Source organism: Caballeronia sp. A2-2, assembly GCF_057612605.2.
Genome location: NZ_CM172587.1, coordinates 229,220 through 255,748, shown reverse-complemented (window position 1 = coordinate 255,748; position 26,529 = coordinate 229,220). Strand labels below are relative to the sequence as shown.

General features: G+C 61.4%; 25 protein-coding genes. 8 read left to right on the top strand and 17 right to left on the bottom strand.

Annotation, left to right across the window (positions count from 1 at the left end; translation table 11 throughout):
* Positions 1 to 15: 15 nt before the first annotated feature.
* The 13 genes from ACZCWR_RS01305 to pxpB all read right to left on the bottom strand — a co-directional run bounded on the left by ACZCWR_RS01305 (position 16) and on the right by pxpB (position 14,447).
* The gene (locus ACZCWR_RS01305) at positions 16 to 828 is read right to left on the bottom strand and encodes a heparin lyase I family protein (protein ID WP_487301951.1); all 813 of its coding nucleotides are present in this window, start codon (positions 826 to 828) and stop codon (positions 16 to 18) included.
* A 126-nt stretch (positions 829 to 954) separates the two neighbouring features.
* The gene (locus ACZCWR_RS01300; protein ID WP_487301950.1) at positions 955 to 2,187 is read right to left on the bottom strand and encodes a hypothetical protein; all 1,233 of its coding nucleotides are present in this window, start codon (positions 2,185 to 2,187) and stop codon (positions 955 to 957) included.
* Positions 2,184 to 3,422, bottom strand: coding sequence for a UDP-N-acetyl-D-mannosamine dehydrogenase (gene wecC / locus ACZCWR_RS01295; RefSeq protein ID WP_487301949.1), 1,239 nt, complete (start codon positions 3,420 to 3,422; stop codon positions 2,184 to 2,186). The genes ACZCWR_RS01300 and wecC overlap by 4 nt, the downstream gene beginning before the upstream one ends.
* Positions 3,423 to 3,450: 28 nt before the next feature.
* A complete protein-coding gene (gene wecB, locus ACZCWR_RS01290; RefSeq protein ID WP_487301948.1) occupies positions 3,451 to 4,596 on the bottom strand; it encodes a non-hydrolyzing UDP-N-acetylglucosamine 2-epimerase in 1,146 nt (381 codons plus the stop codon).
* 40 nt (positions 4,597 to 4,636) lie between these two features.
* Positions 4,637 to 6,850, bottom strand: coding sequence for a polysaccharide biosynthesis tyrosine autokinase (locus ACZCWR_RS01285; protein WP_487301947.1), 2,214 nt, complete (start codon positions 6,848 to 6,850; stop codon positions 4,637 to 4,639).
* Positions 6,847 to 7,284 (bottom strand): low molecular weight protein-tyrosine-phosphatase, encoded by a 438-nt coding sequence (locus ACZCWR_RS01280; RefSeq protein WP_487301946.1) that lies wholly within the window; start codon positions 7,282 to 7,284, stop codon positions 6,847 to 6,849. Before ACZCWR_RS01280 ends, ACZCWR_RS01285 begins: the two co-directional genes overlap by 4 nt.
* Positions 7,281 to 8,459 carry a polysaccharide biosynthesis/export family protein gene (locus ACZCWR_RS01275; protein WP_487301945.1) on the bottom strand — a complete coding sequence of 393 codons (1,179 nt, stop codon included), beginning with the start codon at positions 8,457 to 8,459 and terminating at the stop codon, positions 7,281 to 7,283. Before ACZCWR_RS01275 ends, ACZCWR_RS01280 begins: the two co-directional genes overlap by 4 nt.
* A 14-nt stretch (positions 8,460 to 8,473) precedes the next feature.
* Positions 8,474 to 9,829 (bottom strand): undecaprenyl-phosphate glucose phosphotransferase, encoded by a 1,356-nt coding sequence (locus tag ACZCWR_RS01270; RefSeq protein WP_487301944.1) that lies wholly within the window; start codon positions 9,827 to 9,829, stop codon positions 8,474 to 8,476.
* Positions 9,830 to 10,201: 372 nt separating this feature from the next.
* A complete protein-coding gene (locus ACZCWR_RS01265) occupies positions 10,202 to 11,158 on the bottom strand; it encodes a DUF979 domain-containing protein (protein ID WP_487301943.1) in 957 nt (318 codons plus the stop codon).
* Complete coding sequence (locus tag ACZCWR_RS01260) at positions 11,155 to 11,874, bottom strand: DUF969 domain-containing protein (RefSeq protein WP_487301942.1); 720 nt, start codon at positions 11,872 to 11,874, stop codon at positions 11,155 to 11,157. Before ACZCWR_RS01260 ends, ACZCWR_RS01265 begins: the two co-directional genes overlap by 4 nt.
* A 112-nt stretch (positions 11,875 to 11,986) precedes the next feature.
* Positions 11,987 to 12,736 carry a 5-oxoprolinase subunit PxpA gene (pxpA, locus tag ACZCWR_RS01255; protein ID WP_487301941.1) on the bottom strand — a complete coding sequence of 250 codons (750 nt, stop codon included), beginning with the start codon at positions 12,734 to 12,736 and terminating at the stop codon, positions 11,987 to 11,989.
* Positions 12,737 to 12,765: 29 nt separating this feature from the next.
* On the bottom strand, positions 12,766 to 13,797 hold the full coding sequence (locus tag ACZCWR_RS01250; RefSeq protein WP_487301940.1) for a 5-oxoprolinase subunit C family protein: 1,032 nt from the start codon (positions 13,795 to 13,797) through the stop codon (positions 12,766 to 12,768).
* Positions 13,794 to 14,447, bottom strand: a complete 654-nt coding sequence (gene pxpB, locus ACZCWR_RS01245; RefSeq protein ID WP_487301939.1) for a 5-oxoprolinase subunit PxpB — start codon at positions 14,445 to 14,447, stop codon at positions 13,794 to 13,796. Before pxpB ends, ACZCWR_RS01250 begins: the two co-directional genes overlap by 4 nt.
* A 162-nt stretch (positions 14,448 to 14,609) precedes the next feature.
* Here pxpB and ACZCWR_RS01240 point away from each other — a divergent pair, with 162 nt between their 5' ends.
* Complete coding sequence (locus tag ACZCWR_RS01240; protein WP_487301938.1) at positions 14,610 to 15,122, top strand: winged helix DNA-binding protein; 513 nt, start codon at positions 14,610 to 14,612, stop codon at positions 15,120 to 15,122.
* Here ACZCWR_RS01240 and ACZCWR_RS01235 read toward each other — a convergent pair.
* The gene (locus ACZCWR_RS01235) at positions 15,119 to 15,652 is read right to left on the bottom strand and encodes a 5-formyltetrahydrofolate cyclo-ligase (RefSeq protein ID WP_487303206.1); all 534 of its coding nucleotides are present in this window, start codon (positions 15,650 to 15,652) and stop codon (positions 15,119 to 15,121) included. The two genes, ACZCWR_RS01240 and ACZCWR_RS01235, sit on opposite strands and share 4 nt — an antisense overlap.
* Before the next feature lie 116 nt (positions 15,653 to 15,768).
* On the opposite strand from ACZCWR_RS01235, the gene ACZCWR_RS01230 reads away from it, so the two are divergent.
* From ACZCWR_RS01230 to ACZCWR_RS01215, 4 genes are all read left to right on the top strand, one after another.
* Positions 15,769 to 17,739, top strand: a complete 1,971-nt coding sequence (locus ACZCWR_RS01230; RefSeq protein WP_487301937.1) for a lytic transglycosylase domain-containing protein — start codon at positions 15,769 to 15,771, stop codon at positions 17,737 to 17,739.
* 155 nt (positions 17,740 to 17,894) lie between these two features.
* Positions 17,895 to 18,851 (top strand): complex I NDUFA9 subunit family protein, encoded by a 957-nt coding sequence (locus ACZCWR_RS01225; RefSeq protein WP_487301936.1) that lies wholly within the window; start codon positions 17,895 to 17,897, stop codon positions 18,849 to 18,851.
* A gap of 15 nt (positions 18,852 to 18,866) precedes the next feature.
* Positions 18,867 to 19,490, top strand: coding sequence for a glutathione S-transferase family protein (locus tag ACZCWR_RS01220; protein WP_487301935.1), 624 nt, complete (start codon positions 18,867 to 18,869; stop codon positions 19,488 to 19,490).
* On the top strand, positions 19,487 to 20,716 hold the full coding sequence (locus ACZCWR_RS01215) for a multifunctional CCA addition/repair protein (protein ID WP_487301934.1): 1,230 nt from the start codon (positions 19,487 to 19,489) through the stop codon (positions 20,714 to 20,716). Before ACZCWR_RS01220 ends, ACZCWR_RS01215 begins: the two co-directional genes overlap by 4 nt.
* An 821-nt stretch (positions 20,717 to 21,537) precedes the next feature.
* Here ACZCWR_RS01215 and ACZCWR_RS01210 read toward each other — a convergent pair.
* The 3 genes from ACZCWR_RS01210 to ACZCWR_RS01200 form a co-directional block, all read right to left on the bottom strand.
* Positions 21,538 to 22,668: an IS481 family transposase gene (locus ACZCWR_RS01210; protein WP_487300626.1), complete on the bottom strand. Its 1,131-nt coding sequence runs from the start codon at positions 22,666 to 22,668 to the stop codon at positions 21,538 to 21,540.
* Between the two features lie 171 nt (positions 22,669 to 22,839).
* A complete protein-coding gene (locus ACZCWR_RS01205) occupies positions 22,840 to 23,034 on the bottom strand; it encodes a DUF2905 domain-containing protein (RefSeq protein WP_487301933.1) in 195 nt (64 codons plus the stop codon).
* Complete coding sequence (locus ACZCWR_RS01200; protein ID WP_487303205.1) at positions 23,031 to 24,236, bottom strand: class I SAM-dependent methyltransferase; 1,206 nt, start codon at positions 24,234 to 24,236, stop codon at positions 23,031 to 23,033. Before ACZCWR_RS01200 ends, ACZCWR_RS01205 begins: the two co-directional genes overlap by 4 nt.
* 13 nt (positions 24,237 to 24,249) lie before the next feature.
* Here ACZCWR_RS01200 and ACZCWR_RS01195 point away from each other — a divergent pair, with 13 nt between their 5' ends.
* From ACZCWR_RS01195 to ttcA, 3 genes are read left to right on the top strand one after another with little or no spacing between them, the layout of a single operon-like run.
* Positions 24,250 to 25,104 carry an SDR family oxidoreductase gene (locus ACZCWR_RS01195; RefSeq protein WP_487301932.1) on the top strand — a complete coding sequence of 285 codons (855 nt, stop codon included), beginning with the start codon at positions 24,250 to 24,252 and terminating at the stop codon, positions 25,102 to 25,104.
* A 19-nt stretch (positions 25,105 to 25,123) separates the two neighbouring features.
* Positions 25,124 to 25,525 carry a dihydroneopterin aldolase gene (locus tag ACZCWR_RS01190; RefSeq protein WP_487301931.1) on the top strand — a complete coding sequence of 134 codons (402 nt, stop codon included), beginning with the start codon at positions 25,124 to 25,126 and terminating at the stop codon, positions 25,523 to 25,525.
* Entirely contained in the window at positions 25,522 to 26,475 is a 954-nt protein-coding gene (ttcA, locus tag ACZCWR_RS01185; protein ID WP_487301930.1) for a tRNA 2-thiocytidine(32) synthetase TtcA, read from the top strand. Before ACZCWR_RS01190 ends, ttcA begins: the two co-directional genes overlap by 4 nt.
* The last annotated feature ends 54 nt before the right edge of the window (positions 26,476 to 26,529 follow it).

Sequence of the window (26,529 nt, the reverse complement as noted above, 5' to 3'; positions counted from 1 at the left end):
CGCTCTCACCTTGGCTTATTGAGCGATGCAGCGTGATCGCACTTCGACATCGCCGTAATACATTGTCCGAGTCGAAACTTCCGAAGGGCGTCCCATCCAATTCCACTTATAGAGTCCGATCTTCAAATATGCCTCTCGCTCATTTGGGTAGGCGTTCTCGGTTGCACCGGCCCGTACCACGAGCTTTCCATCTTTATAGAGATCTGTCCGAGAACCGGTACCCGAGTCGTCAGGTTGGTATCGCAGCACCCAATGAACAACCCGTCCCTCATCAAACTGCGTGTCGCCGAAGTTAAAAATTCTGGCGGAATAGCGGCCGCGCACGTCGACCCTGTAGCGACTTCCTGCAAGCATGAGCGAGAAGGGAGGTGATCCGCTCTGGCCGGATTGATGAATCTGAGTGATGATCTCGGGCTGAAGTCGATCTGGCATATAGGCAGCCGGAATCATCGTGGACCAGCGCACCTCGTAGTCGCCCCCGTTCGAGAACTCCGTCAGCGGGGCGAATGCAAGTTCCGCCCGGGGTGCCCCGTTCGCAATACCCTTGAAGTCATCGCTCCGGCTCATTGTCGTTCTCACCGCTGCACCGCCAAATTCCTGCTTGAAGACGACAGAAATTGCGTCGGCATTCGCAGCTTGCCGTCTTATGCGTGCATCGATCCCTGCATTCCAATCGCTTTTGTACATGACCAAGTAATCCGCGCAGCCGTCTGCCACGGCACTGACACTAGCGATTGCTTTTGTGCAATTTGCCAAGAGCCCCATGCTCAAGAGCAACAATCCAACTGCATTAAGACAATGGCGCACGTTCAACTTGCCTAAATCCATCCGTGTATTCGAAGGGCAATGGGTTGGCACGCTGTTCGGCTGAAAATCGGCCTTTGCTTGATATAGAACGAATTGACATGTCGGTACGAGCACTTCGTAGTCGCCCTGTGTTACACGCGGAATATTTCAACGTCGTCCTTCCGTATAGGCAGCCAATGCCAGCCCGGCGTGCTTTGCGATGAGTCGATTTCTCACTGCGCCAATTGCAATGGAGGCTCCGAGAACCAGCAAGAATCCTATCGGTCCAGGAAACGCGAGGATCACGACGCACGAAACCGCAAAGAGTGCAGTAGTCTTGAAGTTCACAATGGCAGTCTCGCGTGCTTTTTCGAAAACCATCAAGAGACTGCTCGCCACGGCGGACCCCATCGCGGTGGCGTTCTGTACCGCCAATAGGAGGCCTGCGAGGACGACCATATAACGATGTTCGACGTTAACGCTCCGAACGCCGTAGCGAACCGCCGACACGATGAGCACCGCGTTGACGCCCAAGACGACGACATTCGATATCAACACAGTACGGCGCATTGCCTGCACAGGTCTTTCGATTGGCAGACCCGCCGCGACCAACTTTGCCAATTGGGGCAATTGCGTCGTTGAGATCGCTCTCGGAAGTAGAACCGCCACAGCGGTTATCGACGACATGAGCGAGAAAGCACCGCCAAACTCGACGCCGCACGTCATCGTTGCAAACGGAATGAACAGAAGCGCAATGCCGCCTGACAGAAAGTTCGTCATGCCGAATTGCAACCCTTTGATGTCGAAATCACGTCGTAGCGGCAGGTGACTCGGAAGACCAATGGCCGCGAACATACACAGCGAGCCGGTCAGCAGCGCAAGCGCAAGCGCGAACGACGACGACAACCCACGAGCCCTGCAGACCAGCAGCGCCGCGTGCGAGCAGGCGATCAGCAGCAGATCGAAAGTAATCGCGACCCGATACGATCTAGAAGCGACGAAAAAATGGCGAGCAAGTTGATACGATGACCATCCGCAAAGAAGCAAGACGAACGAGGACGCATCAAATGCCGGAGGCATAACAGCGGCAACGCCGAACGCAGCGATGCTCACAGCAATGGTTGTCAACGCTGCCATGAACGAGATGCCATAGAACACATCGACCGCAAGGTGTTTTTTGGTCGCCATGGGTACGCGTACCAAGATCAGGCTGGCCCAACCGATGGCCGTGAAGCAACTCGCAAGCTGCGCCAGTGACATCTCCGAAGCGGTGCGACCCAATGCGTCTAACGTGTAGACATGCTGCAGGGACGCAAAAACGACGACTCGGAAGACACCGGGCATACCCGTGCAGATCAGCGCCTCGACGCGCTCGAACCACCTGCGCCATTCGAGTCTCACGCGAAGATGCCTCGCGTGTCGATCAGTACTTTAGACTGGAGTCGGTTCACGTCCAATTCCTTGAACTCGCCGTGGTCCACCAGCAGCACCACGATGTCCGCGACATTGATGGCTTGTGCTAGATCCATGAGTTCAACGTTGCCCTGAAGTTTTTGAGGCAACGCCGAGATATTTGGCTCGACTGCCACGATTCCACCGTGCTGGCCTTTGGCAAGCGCAGACACGATCTCAATCGCCGGACTCTCCCTCAGATCATCAATATCCGCCTTGAACGCAAGTCCAAGACAAGCGATAACCGGTTCCTTAAAGCGCATCGCGGCGCGCTGAACGCGTTCGATCACCCAACGCGGCTTTCCATCGTTGACGGTACGCGCCGTGCGAATGAGCCGTGCCTCATCGGGAGCCGAATCCACGATGAACCACGGATCCACCGCGATGCAGTGACCACCAACGCCCGGCCCCGGTTGCAGGATGTTCACGCGCGGATGACGGTTGGCGAGCTTGATCAATTCCCACACGTTGATATCGAGTCGGTCGCAGATCAGCGACAACTCATTGGCGAACGCGATGCTCACATCGCGCGAGGCGTTTTCTGTGAGCTTGCACATCTCGGCGGTGCGCGCATTGGTCAGGATGCATTCGCCGCGTACGAAGATTTGATACATCGCGCGCGCTGCTTCGCCGCAACGGCGCGTCATGCCGCCGATCACGCGATCGTTCTCGACCAGTTCGCGAATGACGTGACCTGGCAGCACACGCTCGGGACAATGTGCGACGCGGATATCCGACGCCTCGCCGCGTTGTTGCGGAAAGCTCAGATCAGGCCGCATTTCAGCCATCCACGCGGCCATCTGCTCCGTCGCACCAACCGGCGATGTCGATTCCAGCACGACGAGGTCGCCCTTCTTGAGCACCGGCGCGATGGCACGACTCGCCGCTTCGATATACGAGAGGTCGGGCTTGTAGCCCTCGGAGAACGGCGTCGGAACCGCGATTAGAAAAGCATCGGCGGGTTGCGGCGTGGTCGTGGCCTTGAGATGCCCCTGCGTCACCGCCGCCTGCACGAGCATGTCCAGCTCGGGCTCGACGATATGAATCTCGCCGCGATTGATCGTATCGACGGCATGCTGACTCACGTCGACACCGATGACCTTCTTGCGCCGCGCTGCAAACGCGGCCGCGGTCGGCAAGCCGATATAGCCGAGGCCGATGACGGAGATTGTTTCGAATTCCATAAGCTTTACTGTGTGATTCAAGAGGTGTTCAAGCCGCCAGGCCGAACGAAGATGTCGGCCGATGCAAGGCGTCGGCGATGCGGTCGCATGCGCGGCCATCGCCATAAGGATTCGCGCCACGGCTCATCGCCGCATATGCTTGTGCGTCGCGCAGAAGGTGCATGACGCTGTCGAAGATGACCTGTGTGTCTGTGCCGACGAGTTTCACCACGCCCGCATCGACGGCTTCCTGGCGCTCTGTGGTGTCCCGCATCACCAGCACCGGTTTCCCAAGAGAAGGCGCTTCTTCCTGAATGCCACCGGAATCGGTCAGAATGAGGTCGGCACGATCCATCAACCGAACGAACGGCAAATAGTCCAATGGCTCGATGAGATGGACATTTCCAATGCCGGTCAGGAAACGGTTCACCGGCTCGCGCACGTTGGGATTCAGGTGAACCGGATAAACGATGTCGGTGTCCGGCGAGGCATGCGCGATCTGCGCGAGCGCGGCGCAGATCCGCTCGAAGCCGCCTCCAAAGCTTTCCCGCCGATGTCCCGTCACGAGCACGAGCCGGCGTCCGGCTTCGAGCAAAGGCAACGCGCGATCGGTACGCGCGCGAAGCACGTCGTCGTTGATGAGACGTTCGCGCACCTGCAGCAATGCATCGATGACCGTGTTGCCGGTCACGATGATGGATTCGTCGCGCACGCCTTCCGCAAGCAGGTTGTCGCGCGCGCGGCCAGTGGGTGCGAAATGGATCGACGCGAGCGCGCCGGTCAGCTTGCGGTTCGCTTCCTCGGGCCAGGGCGACGCCAGATTGCCGGTACGCAACCCCGCTTCCACGTGGCCGACCGCAATGCGCTCATAGAACGCGGCAAGCGTCGTCGCCATCGTCGTGGTCGTGTCGCCATGTACGAGAACCATGTCCGGGCGATAGGTCGATAGCACGTCGCGCATGCCGACCAGGATCGCGGTGGTGACGTCGTACAGATCCTGTCCACGCTTCATGATGTTGAGGTCGAAGTCCGGGCGGATATCGAAGAGTGCGAGCACCTGGTCGAGCATCTCGCGATGCTGTCCCGTGACACACACGCGGCACTCGACGCCGTCCTCGCGAGCCATGCGCTTGACGAGGGGCGCCATCTTGATCGCTTCCGGACGCGTGCCGAATGTAAACAGCAGTTTCTTCACTGAGGTCAAAGCCAAAGAGGGGTTGTTGAGTCGCCGCGCATCAATCGGCGCGATTCGCATACTGAGAAAACGCGCCATACGACATCCCGCGCGCGGGCGTGTCGTTGAGCAGCACGCCATCCACCTGCACGCCCGCGCCCGCAAGCTGACGCGTGGCCTGACGCAGTTCCGGCGCCGTGTGCATGCCATGACGCGCGACGAGCAGCGACGCTCCCGCATGCCGCCCGATCAACCCCGAATCGGTCACCGCCAACACCGGCGGCGAATCGATGATCACGAAGTCGTAGCGCGAACGCAGCGTGTCGAGCACGCGCGCGAATCGCTCGTGCATCAGCAGTTCGGCGGGTTGCTTTGGGGTGGCGCCGCTACCGATCACATCGAGATTCGGCAAGACATCGCGCTGGATCGCGGCATCCACATCGGTGCCGGCCAGCATTTCCGCGAAGCCCGTCTGGCTCTTCAACGCGAACATGCGATGAAGGTCGCCGCGCCGCATATCGCCGTCGATCAGCAAAACGCGCTGACCGCCCGCTGCGAGCACGGCCGCGAAATTGGCCGACACGAACGACTTGCCGATGCCCGGTCGCGGCCCCGTCACCATGATCACGTTGTTGCGCGGCTTGATCACGCCGAACTGCAACGCAGTGCGCAGGCTGCGCAAGCCTTCGATGGCCACATCGCTCGGCGCGACCACCGCGAGAACCTGCGGCGTCTTCGGCGTGATCCGGCGCGATGTCTGAAGCGACATCTGCCGATCGGAATGCGAAATGATCGCGTAGACCGGCAAGTCGATTGCCTGCTCGATTTCCGCCGGCGTTTCGAGACCGCGATTGAACATGCGTCGCCCCAGCGCAAGCGCGCTCCCGGCCATGACGCCGAGCACGGCGGAAAGCGCGAGCACGAGCGCCTTCTTCGGCGCGGCGGGTTTCTCCGGCACGACCGCGTAATCCACGGTCCGCACGTTGCCGAGTTGTCCGGCCTTCAGTACGCGCAATTGCTGCGTGCTGTTCAAGAGGCTCGTATAAAGATCGTTGCTGACCTTGACGTCGCGCATGAGACGCACGGCATCCTGCTGCACGGAAGGCAGCGCGCCGATCCGCTTGTCGGTGTCCTCGGACTGTTGCTGCAATTCGCCGATGCGCGCATCGATCGCCGTGACGGACGGATGCTTCGCGGTATAGCGCTGCACGAGATCCGCGCGCTGCTGCTGCAGTTCGATGATCTTCGAGCGATTCTCCACAACCGTTTGCAGCAGCAGCTTGCTCTGTTCTTCCAGATCGACGGCGCCGTTCTTCGCACGAAAATCGTTGTAGCGCGCTTCGGCGCGATCCAGATCGGCGCGCAGTTGCGGCAGTTGATCGCCGAGGAACGCGAGCATCTGCTCCGCTTGCGCCGACTTGCGATCCACGTTGCGCTGCACGTAGAGCGTCGCGATGGTATTCACGGTCGTCGCGACACGTTGCGGATCGGCGCCCTTCAACGACATGCCGATGATGCCGGTCTGCTTGGTTTTCTCTGCAATCGTGAGCGCGTCCTGCAAATCAGCGACGGTCTGCTGCGTCGATGCGCGCTTCAGATCGAAGCGCGTGCCGGGTCGCGCGAGCAACGATGTCACTGTCAGCTTAACGGGTCCGACACTGCTTTGCGCCGTCGCGGTTTCACCGACGCGTCCGCGCAGAATGGTGGTGCCATCGGGTGCCTGCAGTTCGTAACTTTCGCCGTTGCCTGCGATCAGCGTGAACTTCGCGTCGTACTGGCTCGGCAGTACATCGAAGGCCGATACGTTGATGCGCTCGCCGCCCCACGCATAACTTTTGAGCCCGAACGGCGCATTCGCCAAACCGTCGCCGGCGGTATACCGGACGTAGGGCGCGCCGACGATCGGCACATAATGCGGGCGCGCATCGATATCGAGATGCAGGCGCGAAACGGCATCACCGACCACGGCGCGCGAGCGCATCAACTCGATTTCCGCGTCGGCGCTCGCCTTGTTCTGGAACAGCGACGCGAGATCGCCGAGCTTGTCGTTGATCGTGCCGGCACCGGTGTCGTCATCGACCTGAATGAGCGCGTCGGCGCGATAGGTCGGCGCCCAGAGGAAAGCGTAGATCGATCCGGCAGCCAGCGTGCATGCCGTGGTGACCGCTATCAGCTTGCGATGCTCACGCAACACGGAGGCGACTTCCGAGAGACGGATTTCATCGTCGTCGGCGGCGGCTTCTTGCCGGAAAGGCTTCGGGGAAAGGTCGTTCATTGTTGTTCCGCGAGCTTGCGGGTCCATTGCGTGACGCCGTAGCCGATCTGGGCGAGCGCCAGATCGAATACCGTGCGATGGCGTCGATAGGGATCGGTGACGTCGGCGCCGTGTTCGTCGCACAGACGAAACACCTTGCCGCGAGTCGAAGGGAATGCCGCTTCGACCCATGCGCGCTGCGCGGTCGTCATCGTCAGGATCAGGTCTGTGTCGCGCGCGATTGAGGTGTCCATTTGCCGGGCAACGTGCGAATCGAGTGCGATGCCTTCTGCATGCGCCAGCTCGACGATGAGTTCGTCGGCGGGTGCGCCGACCAGCGCGCGCGTGCCCGCCGAAGTCACATCGAGCGACGGCACCGCGCGCGCGAGCAACGCCGCCGCCATCGGACTGCGGCACACGTTGCCTTCGCAAACCATCAGGACGGTGCGGATCATTTCGCGATCACGGCTGCCGTGAGGCCCGTGTTGACCAACGGCATCAACAGGCTGATCACGCGGTTGAAGCGCACCAGACCGCTGCCGTCGACATAAACGATGTCCTTCGGCTGCAACTCGAACTCGTTCGCCACGAGCATGGAGACCGGCGAGCGGCTGTCGAGGTGGAACACTTGCGGCGTGTCCTTGCCCGGACGGATCACGAACATTTGCGCGGTGTCCGCCGTGTTCGAATTGATGCTGCCCGCCTGTGCGAGTGCATCCGCGAGGGTGATGTGCCCGTCGCGACGCGGTTCGGCCGAGCCGGGCTTGTTGACTTCGCCCATCACGTAGACGAGGTTGTCGTCGCGCGAAGCGACGCGCAGAACATCGCCCGCCTTCAGGAACAGCTTCGACGGGTTCATCCCTTGCGCGAGCAGGCGCGGCACGTCGATCCGATACGAATTGCGGCCACGCACCAGCACGACGTCGCTCTGATCGGCGTTGTCGCTGAAACCGCCTGCGCGCGCGATGGCATCGTAGAAACTGAGCGGCACGTCGGTCATCGAGATCGCGCCGGGGCTGCGGATCTGACCGTCGAGATAAACCTGACGCGAGCGATACGACGCCATGCGCACCGTGACCTGCGGCTTGACGAGATACGTCATCAGCGCGGTGGTCAGCTTTTGCTGGATCTCATCGGTGCGCAGTCCGGCGACGTGGATCGTGCCCGCATACGGAAAGCGCAAATTGCCCTTCTGATCGACGACGAAACCGGCCGCCGGATCGCTCGTCTTCGTGCTCGCCTGATTGCCTCCGCTGCCGAGCGCCGCCGCGAATTCCGGATGATCCCAGACGACGATTTGCAGCACGTCGCCCGCGCCGATCGTGTAGGTTTCGGGCGCGCCGAAAAGCTGCGCCGCCTGTTGGTCCTGACGCGCCCGGCCCTGATCGGCGAGTCGCTTGACGAGGCCGAGATCGAGTTCGGTGAGCGGAATCGCGGGCGTCGCGGCGGTCGCGTCGATGTGCGCGCCGGCATCGGTTTGCGTCGTCGCCGTGTCGGTGCTCGTCGGCATGCTGAAGCCGGGTGCGAACGCGCATCCGCTCAGCGCGCTGGCGAGCGCGACCGTCATCGCGGTCAGGGAGAACGAGGCGCGCCACATCGTCGGGCGAACGCGCTCAAGAGATTGCTTCATGGTGATTCCTGCGCTCAGTATGCGTTTCCGTGAACGAATCCCCGCACGATCGTCAGCAGCACGATGCGCACATCGAGCCTGAACGACCAGTTGTCGAGGTAATAGAGATCGTGTTCGACTCGCTGCTTCATCTTCTCGATGGAGTCGGTTTCGCCGCGCAGGCCATTGACCTGCGCCCAGCCGGTGATCCCCGGCTTGAGTCGATAGCGTTGGAGATATCCGCCGACGAGGTTCTGATACACCGCGTCGTGCTCGATGGCGTGCGGCCGAGGTCCGACCACCGACATCTCGCCGCGCAGCACGTTGATGAATTGCGGCAACTCGTCGAGGCTCGTGCGGCGCAGGAACGCGCCCACGCGCGTCACGCGCGGATCGTCGCGCATGGCCTGATGCACCACGCCTTCGTCGGACTCGTGCAGACGCATGGTGCGGAACTTGTAGATGTCGAACGGCACGCCATTCGCGCCCCGGCGACGCTGCGTGAACAGCACCGGTCCCGGCGATGAAATCCGCACGGCGAAGGCGATGGCGAGCAGCACGGGTGCAATCGCCAGCAAAGCGCAGGCGGCGAAGATGAAATCGAAGAGGGTCTTGATCGCGCGTGAATCGGCGCTCAGGGGACACGCGACGAGATCGATCGCGAGCGCGTTGTCCTGCTGCGCCGCGCCTTTGGAAAATCGCGCGAGGCGGCTCAGATCGGGCACGAAGCGGATGTCCAGCAGATCGTCGCGAAAGACATCGAGAAAGCGTGTCAGCGTGGCTTCCTGCGTGAGCCACAATTCGCGAACGCCATACGAGCGCACGTAGGCGACGAAGGCATCGAGTTCGAGAAAGGAAGGCACGCCGGCGATGTTCGCGGCATCGCTCGCGGCGCTATCGAAATGCGCGACGATGCGATAGCTCGAATCATCGCGGACGGACACACCGCGCATGAGCGCCGCACACGTTGCGCCGCGTCCGACGACGGCGACCGCAGCATGCCGCTTGCGCAACATCGTCACCACGCGGCAGACGATCACGCCGAACACGCTCAACGCGCTCCAGCATGTGAAGCCCGCGAGGGTAGGCTGGAATGCCGGGTGCATTGCGTGGACAAGCGTGGTCGCGGCGGCTTCGGCGAACACACACGCCAACAGCGTCGACAGAACGCGTTCATTGCAATGCATGACGCGCGACATGAGCATCGCGGTCCAGGCGATCAGCACGGCGAACGCGCACGTGGCGCTGTCATGCACGGCCATCGCCGGCTCGCCGAATGCGCGATGCGTTACCCACGCGCTCGTCGCGACGACGATCGTCTCAACGAAGCAAAGCAGCAGGGTCCGCCGGGCAGGCGAAGCAAACAGGAAGGAAACTCTCGGCAACCGCATGAGGAGATCGTTGGCAGAAGATCAGCCCATCGCTCATTGCAGCATGCAATACGAACGATGGACCCGGTTCCAAGGCGATCTCGTCAGAGACGATTTACGGAAGCGATTCGCGGCTTGGATGCATCGGATGGATGCATGTCAGCCAGCAGAGAAATACCGAACCACCGAGGACCGGGCGAAGTTTCGCCAGAGCCACTTTCGGTCGATATAGGGAATCTCTTAAACGGTTGCTTGGCAACAAATTATCAAGATTTAATGTTGAATTTTGTTTTTAATTGCCAAAAAGCAAGCAAAGTTCGTTAGGAATATTGGGTTTATCTCCCGATGCCGCGCGCGACGTTCAGACGAGTCCCATCCGAACGTCGCGCAATCTCAGATGAACATCAGCCAGTTCAACAGAAACACGTTCACGATCAGCAAAGTCAGCGCGGTCGGCACCTGCGTTTTGATCACCGCGTTCTTGTCGGGTAACTCGAGCAACGCCGCCGGCACGATGTTGAAGTTCGCCGCCATCGGCGTCATGAGCGTGCCGCAGTAGCCGGAGAACATGCCGATGGCCGCCATGGTCGCCGGATTGCCGTGGAACACGCCGACCAGAATCGGCACGCCGACGCCGCCCGTCATCACCGGGAACGCGGCGAAACCGTTGCCCATCACCATCGTGAAAAGCGCCATGCCGATCACGTACACCGCCACGGCCACGAGCCGGTAATCCATGTTGACGTAAGCCGTCGTGACGTGCGCGACGGCCTTGCCTACGCCTGCATCCGAGAAGACGAGGCCGAGCATGCCGAGCATCTGCGGAAGCACGGCGGCCCACGAGAGCGCGTCGATCAGGCGGCGCGTTTCGCGCATGGACTGGCCGACGGTATCGCGCGTCATCACGCAGGCGACGGCGAGCGCGATCACGCAGCCCACGCCGAAGCCGATCAGCGTGACGTTCTTCAGTTCGATCAAGGGCACGCCGCCGAACACGAGATACTTCGCGCCGAGCGTGAGAATGACCGTGACGATGGGAATGGTCAGCGCGGGCACGAACAGCTTGTTGCCGAGCCGCCGCGCGCTTTGTCGACGATGTTCGTCGGACAGCATGCGCGGCTTCGCGCCCGTGACGCCGCCGAGTCCCGCGATCAGCGCCATCGCCACGACGAGGACGCCGACGACCGGCATCGGAATCCAGTCGCCGATCAGGAAGATCAGCGCGTAGATGAGCCAGAACACGCCCGCGCTCAACCGCTTGGGATGCGATTTGTCGGTGACGATCATCCCGCCGACCACCAGCAGGATGATGCCGACGAGATAGAACAGATAGTTGATCGTGAGCGTCATGCTTTCTCTCCGGCGACGTTGCGTGTGAGCGCCGAGAGTTCGCGCGCGAGTTGGCGATCGAGCAGCCAGAGGCGGAATCCGTGGATGAGGAACGCGCAGATGGCGGTCGGGATGCCCCACACGGCCACGTGCATCGGTTCGACGACGATGCCCGCTTCCTTCAGGAACGTGGTCATCAATACGATCGCGCCGAACGCGACGAAAATGTCCTCGCCGAAGAACAAGCCGACGTTGTCCGTCGCCGCCGAATACGCGCGCAGCTTGAAACGCACGGCGTCCGAGAGCTTGCCGTAACGCGCTTCGGTCGCGCCCTCGGCCATCGGCGCGAGCAGCGGGCGCACCATCTGCGGATGACCGCCCAAACCTGTCAGACCGACCGCCGCCGTGATCTCGCGCACGAACAGATAGACGATCAGCAAACGTCCCGCCGTCGCCGCCTTGATGCTCGAAATCCACATCTGCGCGCGCTCGCGCAGGCCGTGCCGTTCGAGCAGGCCGATCACCGCGAGCGGCAACAGGATGATGAGCGGAATATTGCGCGTCTTCAAAAATCCGCCGCCGATGGCGCTCAGAATGTGCTCCACCGAAAAATGCGCCGCGAAACCGGTGATGATCGCGGCTGCCGCGACGATCAGCATCGGATTGAAGCGCAGCACGAAACCCACGATGATGACGGCCACCCCGATGAGCGGCCACAAGTTGACAGGCGTTCCCATAAGTTCTCCAAACAAATTGAACGTCACGCCTCGAAAGCGGGCGCGTGGTTTCTTGCTTTCTTTTGTTCAAACGCCCCGGCGGGCGGGGCGTTTGTTTCTTGCGTGAATCGGATCAGGCGGCGGCGCGCGCGGCGCAAATGTCGATGCCCGCCTCGCTCAGCGCGCCACGAATGCGCCGCGCGAAGGCCAGCGCGTGCGCGCCGTCGCCGTGCAGGCAGATGGTCTGCGCGTTGAGCGGCACCCATTCGCCCGACACGGCCTGCACGCGCTGCTCGCGCACCATCGCGAGCGTGCGGTCGAGCACTTGGTTCTCGTCGTCGAGCAGCGCGCCGGGCTCTTTGCGCGGCACGAGCGAACCATCGGCGCGATAGCCGCGATCCGCGAACACTTCTTCGATGGCCGTGAGGCCTGCGCGATGCGCGGCATCGATCAGACCGCTGTTGGCGAGCCCGAACAGCAGCAGCGAGGGATCGAAGTCATGCACGGCGGAGGCGATGGCATCGGCGATTTCAGCGTTCTTCGCCGCCTGGTTGTACAGCGCGCCGTGCGGCTTGACGTGCGCGATACGCCCGCCTGCCGCCTGCGCGATAGCCGATAACGCGCCGAGTTGATACAGCACGCCCGCGTAGATTTCCTCGGGCGGCAGATCCATTTCCTTGCGGCCGAAGTTCTCGGGATCGTTGAAACTCGGATGCGCGCCGATGGCCACGCCCTTGTCCACCGCCCAGCGCACGCATTCGCGCATGGCGGTGGCGCCGCCCGCGTGCCAGCCGCACGCGATGTTGGCGGAACTGACGAGATCGAGCAGCGCTTCGTCGGTGCCGCAGCCTTCGCCGAGATCGGCGTTCAGATCGATTTGCATGATGATGTCGCTTTCAAAAGTGGTGTCGGTTATTGCGCGATGCGTTCTTCGTGCATCGCGATGGCCGTTTCGACCTGGCGCACGTATTGCCGTTCTTCCGCCAGCGCGTGGCGCGCTTCCTCCACCGATGTCTCGATGAACCGCACGCCTCCGTTCAGCCGGATTTGCGCGAGCTTCCACAAATCCGCCTTGATGACGACGCCGATCTTCGGATAGCCGCCGGTGCTCTGTGCATCGCCCATCAGGACGATGGGCTGGCCGTTCGGCGGCACCTGAATCGTGCCGGGCAAGACCGCGTGGGAAAGCAGTTCGGTCTTGTCGCCGCGTTCGAGTTGCGTGCCCGCCAGACGAAAACCCATGCGATTGCTGTTCGGCGTGATGGTCCATTCCTCGTCCCAGAAATCGCGCCGGGCCTGTTCGGTGAAGCTTGCATATTCCGGGCCGCGCAGCACGCGAATCGGCACGGCCCACGCCAGCCCCGGCGCGTGGCGGCCGCGGCGCAACGGTTCATCGACGAGGACGAATTTGCACCACGCGGGCGCTTTCACGCCGAACGCCGGTTCTTCCGGCGAAAACGCGATGCCCTTGTGCGGCTGCGGCACGCCGATCGGCAGACGGTCGCCATCGCGCAGGGCGCGTCCGCCGAGGCCGCCGAAACCCGCGCCAAGGTCAGTGCTGCGCGAGCCGAGCATCGGCAAGACATCGATGCCACCCGCGATGGCCACGTACGCGCGCATGCCGCGTTTGGCGGCGCGCAGCGTCAATTCCTGTCCCGCGCGCACCGGCAGACTCCACCACGAATAGACCGCTTTATCGTCGAGCGTCGCGCTGAAATCCGTCCCGGTGATGGCGACGCGCGTCGCATGCTTGAAGCGCAGCACGGTCGGCCCGAACGTCACCTCGATGCCCGCCGCATCCGGCTTGTTCCCGACGATGCGATTGCCGATTTCGAGCGAGAGCGCATCCAGCGCTCCGCCCGAACTGACGCCCAGATGCCGATAACCGTGACGCCCGAGATCCTGCACGGAAGTGAGCACGCCCGCGCGCAACACGTCGATCATGCCCGCACCTCCAGCGCGGTGAAGCGCACGCGGTCGCCGGGTTGCATGAGCGTGGGCGGATTGCGCGACGGATCGAATAGTTTGAGGTCGGTGCGCCCGAGCAGTTGCCATCCGCCCGGTGAGACGGCCGGATAAATCCCCGTCTGTGCCCCGCCGATGCCGACCGAACCGGCCGGCACTTCGAGTCGCGGTTCGGCGCGGCGCGGCATGTGCAGCGCGGCATCCAGTCCGCCGAGATAGGCGAAACCCGGCTGAAAACCGAGAAAGAACACGATGTATTCGCCTTCGGTGTGACGCTTCACGACTTCATCGACGGACAAGCCCGCGTGTTTGGCGAGCGCAGCGAGATCGGGGCCGTCTTCGCCGCCGTAATGCACGGGAATTTCGACTTCGGCACCGTTCGTTTCGGCGGCGCTGACGTTGTGCCAGCCGCTTTCGAGTTGCGCGGCGAGCGCTTCGTAGTCGGCTTGCAGCGGATCGAACACGATCGTCAGATTGTTCATTCCCGGCACCACTTCGATGACGTTCGGCATCAGGTGCGCGACATCCGCCAGCGCCCAGATTCGCCGCTGGCAGTCGAGCGGTGCGGGCGGCGCGATTTCACATACGAGCGCTGTGTCGCCGAGCGGATGGATACGAGGTGTCGTCATGCCTGTTTGGTCCCGAAAACTGAGCGCGAAAATTTCCATCAACGCTATCTCACAATGTTACATTGTCAATAAATTATCAACAATTTATCAATTCGCGTTTGCCTCAGGTGTTTCCCGAATGCGTCGGGTTACTGGCGAACGCACTTTTCACCGGTCACTGCCATGTCCCGTCACCCTACCAAGATCGTCTCGTCGGAGCATCTCGTCTCCGAAGTCAGCGCGGAACTGTCGGAGTTCGAGTACGGGCTCATCATGGTGAGCAACGCCTTCAATCGCTGGATGGTGCGCTGCATGTCGGCGGCGGGCGCGAAGGATATGACGGCGGTGGAAGTGTCGTTGCTGCATCACGTGAGTCATCGCGACCGGAAGAAGAAGCTCGCGGATATCTGCTTCGTGCTGAATATCGAGGACACGCATGTTGCGACTTACGCGCTCAAGAAGCTGGTCGCGCGTGGGTTTGTGAAGAGCGAGAAGACGGGGAAGGAAGTGTTTTTCTCCGCGACGGAAGCAGGGCGGGAACTGTGCGGGAAATATCGTGAAGTGCGGGAAAGCTGCCTCATGTCGACGCTGCGCGAAAGCGGGCTGACGAACGAGCAAATTGGCGAGGCCGCGCAGTTGATGCGGAACGCGTCGGGCTTGTATGACTCGGCGGCGCGGGCGGCGGCTTCGCTTTAATACGTGCGCGTTTCGGTGATGACCACATCCAGCGGCATGTCGTGCGTTTCGCGCGGCAACGCTTCGCACTTGCCCGCCTCGAACGCAACGCCGATGGTGACCGGCTTTTTGCCATCGGGCCATGCGGCAAGCGTACGGTCGTAATATCCGCCGCCATATCCAAGCCGAAAGCGCTGTTCATCGAAACCCACGCACGGCACCAGCAGAAGTTCCGGCACGATCACGCGCTCTTCCGCCGGCACGGGAATGCGATAGCGGCCCTCCTTCATCGGCATCTGCGCGTGCCATGCGTGAAAGACCATCGCGGCATGCGGCTGGACGACGATCGGCAGCGCGGCTTCACGCGTGGGATCGGCGGCGAGCCATTGAGTGACGACGGCGCGTGCATCGAACTCACCGGCTACCGGCCAATAGAGCCCGACCGATGACACCGCGCGTTCATCCAACAAATGCGAAAGCCGCGCAGCGAGCGCTTGCTCCATGCCGCCTCGGAGCGGGTTTTCCTTGAGCGCTTCACGATTCGCGAGCAATCTCGCGCGCAATGCGCTTTTCGGTTCTTTTTTCGCCTCCGGGTTTAGTTCCGAGGAATGCTCGCGTGCTATGCTCTGAACCGATCTTAGGACCAATTAGCGCTCCAGAATTAACGATGTCAAAACGCCTCAAGCGAGTATATCTCGCGGTCGGTTCAGCCCTTGCCGTGGTGACGCTCGTCGCTTGCGGGACGGCCTCCGCCGTTCGTCCCGATGCCGATTATTCGCCCTCGTCGGACGATAAAACCTTTCTGCAATTACGCGATGCCGCGCGCGCCAACGACCCGGCGAAAGCCGCCGTGCTCGCCGCGCAATTGCCGCTGAATTACTTCGCGCCGAGTTACGTCGAGTACTTCACCATCAAGCCGCAGTTGTTCGATTCGCAAGGCCACGCGCGCATCGACGCACCGGACGCGCCGGTGCTTTCGTTCCTTCAACGTTATGACGGGCAAGCCATCGCGGACCGCATGCGCAACGACTATCTGGTCGTGCTCGGCAGCCGTCACGACTGGAAGAACTTCCAGCAGCAATACGCGCGCTTCGTGCTCAACGACGACACGCAGGTCAAGTGCTACGCGCTCGAAGCACGTATGTCGCGCGGCGAGAACGTGGCGGATGCCGCGCGCGCGTTGCTCGTCGAACCGAAATGGTATGGCGATGGCTGCGTCGATCTGATCGGCGCGCTCGCGGAGTCTGGCCAGTTCACCACCGACGACATCTGGCAGCAAATTCGCCTCGCCTACGAGCAGAACTACACGTCCACCGGCCTCAATATCGTCGATGCGCTCGGTCAGGAAAAACCCAAGCCCGAGTTGCTGGACGATGCCGTCAACAAGCCGCCCGTCTATCTCGCGCGCGGCGTCGCGCTCAACACACCCGCGCATCAACTGACCTTGCTGGCGATCACGCGCATGGCGCGCAACGATCCCGCCATGGCGGCGGCCACGTTCTCCTCCGTCGCGCCGAGTCTGACCGCGCAGGAGCGTTCGATCGGCTGGGGCACCATCGGTTATCAGGCGGCTTTGAAGCGCATGCCGTCGGCGGCGGATTGGTATCGGCTGTCGGCCAACGCGCAGTTGTCCAATCCCGCGTACGAATGGCGCACGCGCAGCGCGCTGCTCGCGGGCGACTGGAACATGGTGCGCTGGTCCATCGAACAGATGCCGCCTGCGCTGCGCAGCCAGCCATCGTGGGTGTACTGGCACGCGCGCGCGGTCAAGCAGGCGGGCGATACGGCCACGGCGAATCAGGAATTCCAGAGCATCGCGGATCAATTCAACTTCTACGGCCAGCTCTCGCTTGAAGAACTCGGTCAGAAGATCGGCATGCCGCCGCGCACCACGGTTTCAGATGCCGAAGTCACGCAAATGCAGTCCGTGCCCGGCTTCGCACTATCGCAGCGTTTCTACGCGCTGAACATGCGGCTCGAAGGCAACCGCGAATGGAACTGGCCGTTGCGCAGCATGACCGATCGCCAGTTGATCGCGGCGGCGGAGTATGCGCGGCGCATCGAAATGTTCGACCGCACGGTGAACACGGCCGACAAGACCAAGACCGAGCACGACTTCACGCTGCGTTACCTCTCGCCGTTCCGCGATATCGTCGAGCGCGATGCAAAAGACACCGGGCTCGATGTCGAATGGGCGTATGGGCTGATTCGTCAGGAGTCGCGTTTTATCATCAACGCGAAGTCGGAAGTCGGCGCGGGTGGCTTGATGCAGTTGATGCCCGGCACGGCGCAACTCGTCGCCAAGAAAATCGGTTTGGGCACCGTGTCGCGCGCGCAGATGAACGACATCAACACCAACATTCTGCTCGGTACGAATTACCTGTCGATGGTCTACAATCAATTCGACAACTCGCCCGTGCTCGCCACCGCCGGCTACAACGCGGGACCGGGCCGGCCGCGTCAGTGGCGTCAAGACTTGCGCGCGCCGGTCGAGGGCGCGGTTTTTGCTGAAACCATTCCGTTCGCCGAGACTCGCGATTACGTGCAGAACGTGCTGTCGAACACCGTGTACTACGCCGTGTTGTTCGAGGGCCGTCCGCAGTCGTTGAAGGCACGTTTGGGTTATATCGCGCCTTGACTGTGCGTTGAGCTTTGCTCACGTCCGCGCGTCCTCCGGCGCTCGTCGAACATCGGCGAAACGAACGGAAGGGCGCGCGGGCGTTTGTTTTTGTGCGCTCGCTTCTGTTTTGCCGCATCCAGATTCCACACGGGCCGCAACTCAAAGAGGCGAATATGCGACACCAACAAGTAGCGCTCATCGGCGGTTCGGGGTTCATCGGCAGTCATCTGGTCAACGCGCTCGTCGAGCTTGGCAAGAACGTGCGGCTGGCGACGCGGCGGCGCGCGAGCGCATCGCATCTGACGTTGCTGCCGATCGATGTGATCGAAACCGATATCCACGATCCGGTGCAACTGGCCGCGTTCATCGATCAGGCGGATGCGGTCATCAATCTCGTGGGCGTATTGCAGGGTAGTCGTGGCGAACCGTATGGACCGGAGTTCGCGAAAGCGCACGTCGAACTGCCGCGCAAGATCGCGGCGGCGTGCCAGGCGAAGGGCGTGCGGCGGCTTATTCACATGAGCGCGATTGGCGCGGATTCGCAAGGGCCGAGCATGTATCTGCGCTCGAAGGGCGATGGCGAGCGCGCGATCCGCGACTCGGGCCTCGACTGGACGATCTTCCGCAGTTCGGTGGTGTTCGGCCCCGAAGACAATCTGCTCAATCAATTTGCCTTTCTCGAACGCGTGTTCCCGATCATTCCGCTTGCGTGTGCGGATGCGCAATTCCAACCGATATTCGTCGGCGATGTCGCGAAAGCCATGGTCAACGTGCTCGATCTGGATGCCGCCAACGGCATGACCTACGAACTCGCGGGTCCGCACGTCTACACGCTTGCGGAACTCGTGCGCTTCGCGGGCGCGACCATCGGCAAGCATGCGCGCATCGTCAAGTTGCCGGAAAGCCTCGGCCGCCTTCAGGCGATGACCATGGAACTCGCGCCCGGCGAGCCGATCATTTCGCGCGACAATCTGGATTCGATGAAAACGCCGAACATCGCGAGCGCGCCGCTTGCGCCGGAACTCGGCATCGACGATGCCGCGAGCATCGAGACCATCGCGCCGCTTTATCTCACCGGCCAATCGCCGCGTTCGCGCTTCGATGCCTTCCGCGCCACGGCGCACAGATAGCCTTCTTTTTTTCGCATGAAACTCGTAATCGGTGACAAGAACGTTTCTTCGTGGTCGATGCGGCCGTGGCTCGTGCTGCGGCACTTCGGCATTCCGTTCGACGAGGTGTTGATCCGCTTGAATCAACCCGATTCGAAGGCGCGCATTCTTGAAGTGACGGCTTCGGGCAAGGTGCCTTGTCTCATCACCGATTCCGGCGATGCGGTGTGGGAATCGCTTGCCATCGTGGAGACGATTGCCGAGCAGCATCCGCAGTACGCCATGTGGCCGCGCGATGCGGTCGCGCGCGCGCATGCACGAAGCATCAGCGCCGAGATGCACGCGGGGTTCGCGGACTTGCGCCAGAACATGCCGATGGAGATTTGCACGCACGCGGCGGGTGTCGGCGAGACGCCAGAGGTGTTGGCGAATATCGCGCGCATCGAGGCGATCTGGGATGAATGCCTCACGAAGTCGGGCGGCCCGTTTTTGTTCGGCGAGTTCGGTATCGCGGACGCCATGTTCGCGCCGGTCGTCATGCGCTTCAATTCGTACGCGCCGGTGTTGAACGCGCAGTCGCGCGCTTATACCGATGCGGTCACGGCGCTGCCAGCCGTCGCCGAATGGATCGATGCGGCGAGACAGGAAGTGGCGCGATGAATATCTACGCAGTAGGCGGCGCTATCCGCGATGCGTTGCTGGGTCAGCCGGTGGTGGATCGCGATTATGTCGTCGTCGGCGCGACGCCCGAGCAGATGGTGGCGCAGGGTTATCGGCCGGTGGGCAAGGATTTTCCGGTGTTTCTTCATCCGCGCACGCAGGAGGAATACGCGTTGGCGCGGACCGAGCGCAAGACGGCGGCGGGGTATCACGGGTTCCAGTTTTACTATTCGCCGGACGTGACGCTCGAAGAGGATTTGGCGCGGCGCGATCTGACCATCAATGCGATGGCGCGTGAGGTGAAGCCGGATGGCGGGCTGACTGGGCCGATCATCGATCCGTTCGATGGGCAGGCGGATCTTTCGAATCGGTTGTTTCGTCACGTGGGCGAGGCGTTTGTCGAAGATCCTGTGCGCATTTTGCGGCTGGCGCGTTTTGCTGCGCGGTTCGCGGACTTCACCATTGCGCCGGAAACCGACGCGCTCATGAAGAAGATGGTCGATGCCGGCGAAGTCGATGCGCTTGTGCCCGAGCGCGTGTGGCAGGAAGTCTCGCGTGGATTGATGGAGCGCAAGCCTTCGCGCATGTTCGATGTCTTGCGCGGTTGCGGCGCGCTTGCGCGGATTTTGCCCGAGGTGGATGCGTTGTGGGGCGTGCCGCAGCGCTCCGACTATCACCCTGAAGTCGATACCGGTATTCACGTGATGATGGTGGTCGATTACGCGGCGTCGCAGGGTTTCGCATTGCCGGTGCGGTTTGCTGCGTTGACGCATGATCTGGGCAAGGCCACCACGCCGGATGATGTATTGCCGAGGCATATCGGGCATGAGGGGCGGAGTGTGGATTTGCTTCGGCCTCTGTGTGAGCGCTTGCGCGTGCCGAACGAATGTCGTGATCTTGCGGTTCTGGTGGCGCGCGAGCATGGGAATATTCATCGGGTGATGGAGTTCGGCGCGGCGGCGCTCGTGAGGCTTTTTGAACGGTGCGATGCGTTGAGGAAACCTGCGCGGTTTGCTGAAGCGTTGCAGGCTTGTTTGGCGGATGCTCGGGGGAGGGTGGGGTTTGAGGCTGCGCCTTATCCGCAGGCTGAGCGGTTACGGGATGGGCTTTTGGCTGCGCGGGGGGTTGATGCGGGGTCTATTGCGCAAGGGTTTGCGGGGGAACCTTCTCGGATTAAGGATGCGGTTCATATGGCGCGGGTTTCTGCAGTTCAGCAGGTTCTCTGATTTTGTTGTTCTGTTGTGGTGCAATGGGCTGCTGCTGTTTGTGTTGTTTATGCAGTAGCCGCCTCCCCGGCGGGGGGGTAACTTTCTTTGCTGCTGCAAAGAAAGTCACCAAAGAAAGCAGCTTTTACCCCATGCACGATGGCTGGAAAGGGTTGGTCTGGATTAACCGATACAGTGACCGCAATAGGAATTTCCACGCATAACAAGCCGCTTAGGCAACCTCGCGATTGCGCGCTCGAAAAATCTTCTCTTAGTGGACCGCAGTCATTCTTTCGGCCATGCGCTGCGCGCGCCGAGAACGTAAGAACGGAATCCCGCAGCGTATAAGCGCCCAGCCACCTCACGCTTTCCCGCAAGATTGTTATTCGGCCCTACCTTGGTTAGCGCTTCTGGCAAAAGCCATGGCGACACAGGCCTAAACTCATTTCGGCAAGTGGTGCTTTGTTGAAGTTCGCTTTTAGTCGGAGCCCTAACCAACGTAGGGCCCAATGGCGCGGGTGCGATGTTGTTTGAGGTGGCTGGACACATGCACGCTGCGGGATTCCGTTCTTACGCTCTCGGCGCGCGCAGCGCATGGCCGAAGGAATGAATGCGGTCCACTAAGGCAAGAGGATTCGAGCGCGAAATCGCTAGGTTGCCCACACGCTTAACCAACCGACGGACGTCCTAACGCGGCCACTGTATGGTTAATCCAGACCAACACTTCCCAGCCATCGAGCATGGGGTAAAAAGCTGCTTTCTTTGGTGACTTTCTTTGCAGCAGTGTATAGACCGGAGACATGGTTGACAGATGTACGAGGACATCGTTGACAGTTTTATGGTCAGGCTTTTTCGCTCCTCAGGTCAAGTGTCATGATCCGATGATGGGCAAACCAGACGTCAAATACCCCGTCTTCACCCGGCTTTGCACGAGCCGCAACCGGCAGCCCATAAAGCGCGTTGGATAGCTTGATGCGTCGTCCTTCGAAGTCCACGCGCCCACCCGATCTGACCTTCATCACCACGTCGTCCGGGCTGTACTCGATCTCCGGCAGGACGGAGGGATACGCGCGCGAGCTTGCCCGATAACGGCTCTCGGGGGTGGCCATGCCGATTGCCTCGTGCGGCCGCTCGCAGTTATAGACGATGCGCCAGCGCTCAAACACCGTCTGCACGCGCTCCAGGTTCTCATAGCATCGCCCGTTCAGGACTTCGGCCTTCAGGGTGCGGTGAAACCGTTCCTCCTTGCCATTGGTCTGCGGGTGATAGGGCCGGCTGTAGCTGATGCCGATGTCCAGCCGGATCAGCCACACCGCCAGTTCGGTGAGTTGCCCCGGACTGCTGGGCGAGCCCCACGGCGCACCATTGTCGGTGTTGATGCGCGCAGGCAAGCCATACCGTGCGAACGCCTCGCACAGCCCCGCCTGCACGGCTGCGGTGTCGGTCGGGCCACAGGCACGCAGCAGGATATTGAAGCGCGAATGGTCATCGAGCACGGTCAGCGGACTGCAGCGCTGCTTGTCCAGCGTCTCGAAGTGTCCCTTGAAATCCATCTGCCAGAGCGCGTTGGGCTGCGCGTGCTCAAAGCGCTTCCAGGGCTCGCTCCGCGCCGACTCGGCCGGCAGGATGAGTTGGTGCCGATGCAGGATCGAAGTCACGGTGCTGGGGTGCGGCACCCCTTCAAAGCCCAGATCCTGAAGGCGTCGGCTGATTTTGCGTCCGCCCCAGCACGGATGGGCCAGACGCAGTCGAACCACTTCCTGCTCGATAGCCTCAGAACTCTTCGAAGGACTGCTGGCGGGACGGCGCGAGCGATCGGCCAGCGCCTGTTCGCCCCGCTTGAGCCATTTGTAGCCGGTCTGCCGGCTGATGTTGAAGCGCTCGCACAACTCCGTCATCGTGAGGGTGTGTTGAGTGGCCAAATGAACGAATTCTTGTCGCAGGCTCATCGTGTCTTTTATGTTCCAAGTCATGGTCGGCACCGGGGTTTCAGTACCCGAAAGTGTCAACCATGTCCTCGTACGTTTGTCAGCGATGTCTCCCGTCTATACACAGCAGCAAAGAAAGTTACCCCCCCGCCGGGGAGGCGGCTACAGCAATAAAACCCCAACCAACAGCAGCCCTTTACCCAACGACATAAACCCTCAAAACACCCGAGCAATCAACGACAGTAAAACCGACAAAACCACTGTCGACATAAACGGAAACGAATACTCCCGCCCAAAAATCCGCAACGTAAAATCCCCCGGCAATCTCCCGATCCCGATCTTCCTAAGCCACGGCAAAGACCCAGAAAGAATAGCAAGCGCAAGAAACGTAGTGAGCACCCATCGAATCATAGTGAATGCGACCGATCGCCCGTAGAAAACGCATCCAGCGTCTCCTCAACCCCGCGAGAAAACGCGATCACCTTAAACAACTCCCCCATCTCTGCTTCAGAAAGCAGTTTCTGCACAGCATTAGCCGCAGGCAAAAACCGCTTGACGTCGGAAGGGTCGAGCTCATCGAGCACATCGGTGATACCGGCATTCAAAAGAAACCGCGCTTGCGAAGTGAACCCGAGCAAATCCGCCCCAACTTCAGTCCCCGCCTCGGCGATACCGGTGAACTCCACATGCGCCGTCACATCCTGCAATCCCGGATAAAGAAACACATCCGAATGCGCCCGATGCCGGTAATGACACATCACCGTCCCCGTCGAACGCTGCGCATGATAAAACTCCCGCCGCGAAAATCCATAGTCGATGAAGAACGCCGCACCGCGCGTCAACATCGTGCAAACGGTGCGGGTGAAGGCGAGCGCCGCCTCTTGCGTCTCCGTCAGATACTCGGAAAACGGCTCATCGTTGGCCTCGTCGATGGCGGCATCGATCAGGGAGATGTGCTCATCAGGCGAAACGGGCCGGTCATCGAAGGCAAAGCGATCATCGAGCAAGACGACGCCACGCTCATGCCACGCGCCAAGCTTGCGAACGACAAGCCGCACCGGCATGGCATCCAGCACTTCATTGCCGATCACCACGCCTTCGAATGCGTCAGGCAACGAATCGAGCCAACGCACCTTGTCCAGCAACGAAGGCGCGAGCTTCTCGATAGTCTCCCGCTGCCGCGAGCGCAACTCACCCGACAGATCGACAATCGAATACGTATCGAAATCCACGCTCCGCGCGACAAGCGCGTTGAGCAAGCCAGCCGCGAGCTTGCCCGTCCCCGCGCCGAACTCCATCAACTGCCGCGTGCCGCTGCGCTTTAACGCCTGCGCGACAGGCCGCGCGAGCGTCGTCGCGAATAACGGCGACAATTCCGGCGCGGTGACGAAATCGCTTCCATCGTCGCCACGACGCCCGAATTTCATGGCGCCGCCGCTGTAATACCCCAACCCCGGCGCGTACAACGCAAGATCCATATAGCGGTCAAAAGGCAACCATCCACCCGCAGCCGCGATCCGCTCGCGGATCAGGTCGGTCAAAGCCTCGGATTGCGCCCGTGCTTCGGGGCCCGGAACAGGTAAACTGTCAGTTTGTCGAGCGTTCGGATTCATCCCAGTATTGTAAATGAGTGCCTCCATGTCGTTTTCTTCCGTCAACGCGCCGTCATCCGGCGCTGTCCAGCAAGCCCGCGTCGTGCTCGTGACGGGCGCGGCCAAACGCGTCGGACGCGGGATCGCGCTGGAATTCGCGCGCCAGGGCTGGGACGTCGCCGTACATTACGGCGGCTCTGACGCCGATGCTGAAGAAGCCGTCGCGGAAATCGAATCGCTCGGACGGCGCGCAATCGCGCTGAAAGCGGATTTGGCGGTGGAGGCGGAAGTCGAGCGTCTGGTGCCCGCCTGCATCGAGGCTTTCGGCGCGCTGAACGTGGTGGTGAACTGCGCATCCCGTTTCGATGAAGACACCGCCGCCGATTTCACCTACGCGAAATTGCTGGAGATGACCGCCATCAACGTGGCCGCGCCGCTGACGCTCGCGCGCATGCTGCACGAAATCACGCCCGACTCAGCGGCGAACGAGGACGCGAAGCGCGGCGTTGTCATCAACGTGCTCGACCAGAAGCTGTACAACATGAACCCGGATTACCTGTCCTACACGCTGACCAAGGCGGCGCTTGAAAACGCCACCGTCGCGCTGGCGCAGGCGCTCGGGCCGAAGCTGCGCGTCGTGGGACTCGCGCCGGGGCTGACGCTGATTTCCGCGGGGCAGACGCCCGAATCCTTCGAAGCCGCGCATCGCGTGACACCGCTCAACCGTGCATCGACGGTCGATGACATCGCGCTGGCCGCGTGCTTTCTGGCGAACGCGCACGGCGTGACGGGCACGACGCTCGTCGTCGATGGCGGCCAGCATCTGGTGCCGAGCCCGCGCGATGTGATGTACCTGTTCGGCGCGCAAAAGCCATCACGCGCGTCCTGACTCATTATTGGAAGAACACATGCTTGCCGCACTTTCGCATCCCCGGCTGACCGATTGCCGGCGGCTTTTTCTGCGCAACTACGAAGTGCGCATCAATATCGGTGTGCATGAATTCGAGAAACGCGGCGAGCAACGCGTGGTCATCAACGTCGAACTGTATGTGCCGCTCGCGCTGTCCACGCCGGTCGCGGACAAGCTCGCGGAAGTGGTCGATTACGACTTCATGCGCTCGACCATCGCGCAGCGCGTGCAGCGTGGCCACATCCATTTGCAGGAAACCCTGTGCGATGACGTCGCCGCCGCGCTGCTGGCGCATCCGAACGTGCGTGCGGTGTCGGTATCGACCGAAAAGCCGGACGTCTATCCCGATTGCGACGCGGTGGGCGTCGAAGTCTTTCGCATCAAAGAGGAGCGGGCATGAACGCGCGTGAAGAAATCGTCGAAGATCAGAAGCCCGCGCGCGAGGCGCTGAACCGCCGTCAGCAGAAGGAAGCGTACGAGAACAACAAGCTGTTCAAGCGGCTGGCGCGTCAGGTCGGCCAGGCGGTGGGCGACTTCAACATGATCGAGCAGGGCGATAAAGTCATGGTGTGTCTGTCCGGCGGAAAGGACAGTTACGCGATGCTCGAGATCCTCATGCGCCTGCGTGAGCGCGCGCCGATCGACTTCGATATCGTCGCGGTGAACCTCGATCAGAAGCAGCCGGGCTTTCCGGAACATGTATTGCCGGAATATCTGAGCAAGCTCGATATCCCGTTCCATATCGAGAATCAGGACACGTACAGCATCGTCAAGCGGCTCGTGCCGGAAGGCAAGACGACGTGCTCGCTTTGCTCGCGGCTGCGGCGCGGCATTCTGTATCGCGTGGCGGGCGAACTGGGCGCGACCAAGATCGCGCTCGGGCATCATCGCGATGACATTCTGCAGACGCTTCTGCTCAATATGTTTTACGGCGGGAAGCTCAAGGGCATGCCGCCCAAGCTGCAATCGGACGATGGCAAGAATATCGTCATCCGGCCGCTCGCCTACGTGAAGGAAACGGACCTCGAAAAGTACGCCGAATTGCGCGAATTTCCGATCATCCCGTGCAATCTGTGCGGCAGTCAGCCGAACTTGAAGCGCGCGGAAATGAAGGCGCTCGTGCGCGACTGGGACAAGCGTTTTCCGGGCCGCGTGGACAACATGTTCAACGCGCTGACGAACGTGGTGCCGTCGCATCTGATGGATCGCGAGTTGTTTCCGTTCGCCGGGTTGCGCGCGAGCGGTCAGGCGGACCCGCAAGGCGATATCGCCTTCGACGACGAACCGTGCGCGAGCGATTCCGCAGCCCCGTCCAACGCCATTTCGATTGTGCAGTTCGACGACCTGTAAGCCTTGTCACGCAAGGCGCGGCGCACGATCGTGCTGCGTCGCGACAGGGCCTCG

What these genes read in the sequence shown, in the direction of transcription:
- ACZCWR_RS01280 (WP_487301946.1), bottom strand. Translation starts at nt 7,284, where the DNA reads ATGATCCGCACCGTCCTGATGGTTTGCGAAGGCAACGTGTGCCGCAGT.
- ACZCWR_RS01270 (WP_487301944.1), bottom strand. Translation starts at nt 9,829, where the DNA reads ATGCGGTTGCCGAGAGTTTCCTTCCTGTTTGCTTCGCCTGCCCGGCGG.
- ACZCWR_RS01305 (WP_487301951.1), bottom strand. Translation starts at nt 828, where the DNA reads ATGGATTTAGGCAAGTTGAACGTGCGCCATTGTCTTAATGCAGTTGGA.
- ACZCWR_RS01215 (WP_487301934.1), top strand. Translation starts at nt 19,487, where the DNA reads ATGAATATCTACGCAGTAGGCGGCGCTATCCGCGATGCGTTGCTGGGT.
- ACZCWR_RS01190 (WP_487301931.1), top strand. Translation starts at nt 25,124, where the DNA reads ATGCTTGCCGCACTTTCGCATCCCCGGCTGACCGATTGCCGGCGGCTT.
- ACZCWR_RS01285 (WP_487301947.1), bottom strand. Translation starts at nt 6,850, where the DNA reads ATGAACGACCTTTCCCCGAAGCCTTTCCGGCAAGAAGCCGCCGCCGAC.
- wecC (WP_487301949.1), bottom strand. Translation starts at nt 3,422, where the DNA reads ATGGAATTCGAAACAATCTCCGTCATCGGCCTCGGCTATATCGGCTTG.
- ACZCWR_RS01260 (WP_487301942.1), bottom strand. Translation starts at nt 11,874, where the DNA reads ATGGGAACGCCTGTCAACTTGTGGCCGCTCATCGGGGTGGCCGTCATC.
- ACZCWR_RS01220 (WP_487301935.1), top strand. Translation starts at nt 18,867, where the DNA reads ATGAAACTCGTAATCGGTGACAAGAACGTTTCTTCGTGGTCGATGCGG.
- ACZCWR_RS01250 (WP_487301940.1), bottom strand. Translation starts at nt 13,797, where the DNA reads ATGATCGACGTGTTGCGCGCGGGCGTGCTCACTTCCGTGCAGGATCTC.
- pxpB (WP_487301939.1), bottom strand. Translation starts at nt 14,447, where the DNA reads ATGACGACACCTCGTATCCATCCGCTCGGCGACACAGCGCTCGTATGT.
- pxpA (WP_487301941.1), bottom strand. Translation starts at nt 12,736, where the DNA reads ATGCAAATCGATCTGAACGCCGATCTCGGCGAAGGCTGCGGCACCGAC.
- ttcA (WP_487301930.1), top strand. Translation starts at nt 25,522, where the DNA reads ATGAACGCGCGTGAAGAAATCGTCGAAGATCAGAAGCCCGCGCGCGAG.
- ACZCWR_RS01240 (WP_487301938.1), top strand. Translation starts at nt 14,610, where the DNA reads ATGTCCCGTCACCCTACCAAGATCGTCTCGTCGGAGCATCTCGTCTCC.
- ACZCWR_RS01230 (WP_487301937.1), top strand. Translation starts at nt 15,769, where the DNA reads ATGTCAAAACGCCTCAAGCGAGTATATCTCGCGGTCGGTTCAGCCCTT.
- ACZCWR_RS01205 (WP_487301933.1), bottom strand. Translation starts at nt 23,034, where the DNA reads ATGATTCGATGGGTGCTCACTACGTTTCTTGCGCTTGCTATTCTTTCT.
- ACZCWR_RS01195 (WP_487301932.1), top strand. Translation starts at nt 24,250, where the DNA reads ATGAGTGCCTCCATGTCGTTTTCTTCCGTCAACGCGCCGTCATCCGGC.
- ACZCWR_RS01225 (WP_487301936.1), top strand. Translation starts at nt 17,895, where the DNA reads ATGCGACACCAACAAGTAGCGCTCATCGGCGGTTCGGGGTTCATCGGC.
- ACZCWR_RS01210 (WP_487300626.1), bottom strand. Translation starts at nt 22,668, where the DNA reads ATGACTTGGAACATAAAAGACACGATGAGCCTGCGACAAGAATTCGTT.
- ACZCWR_RS01275 (WP_487301945.1), bottom strand. Translation starts at nt 8,459, where the DNA reads ATGAAGCAATCTCTTGAGCGCGTTCGCCCGACGATGTGGCGCGCCTCG.
- ACZCWR_RS01200 (WP_487303205.1), bottom strand. Translation starts at nt 24,236, where the DNA reads ATGAATCCGAACGCTCGACAAACTGACAGTTTACCTGTTCCGGGCCCC.
- ACZCWR_RS01265 (WP_487301943.1), bottom strand. Translation starts at nt 11,158, where the DNA reads ATGACGCTCACGATCAACTATCTGTTCTATCTCGTCGGCATCATCCTG.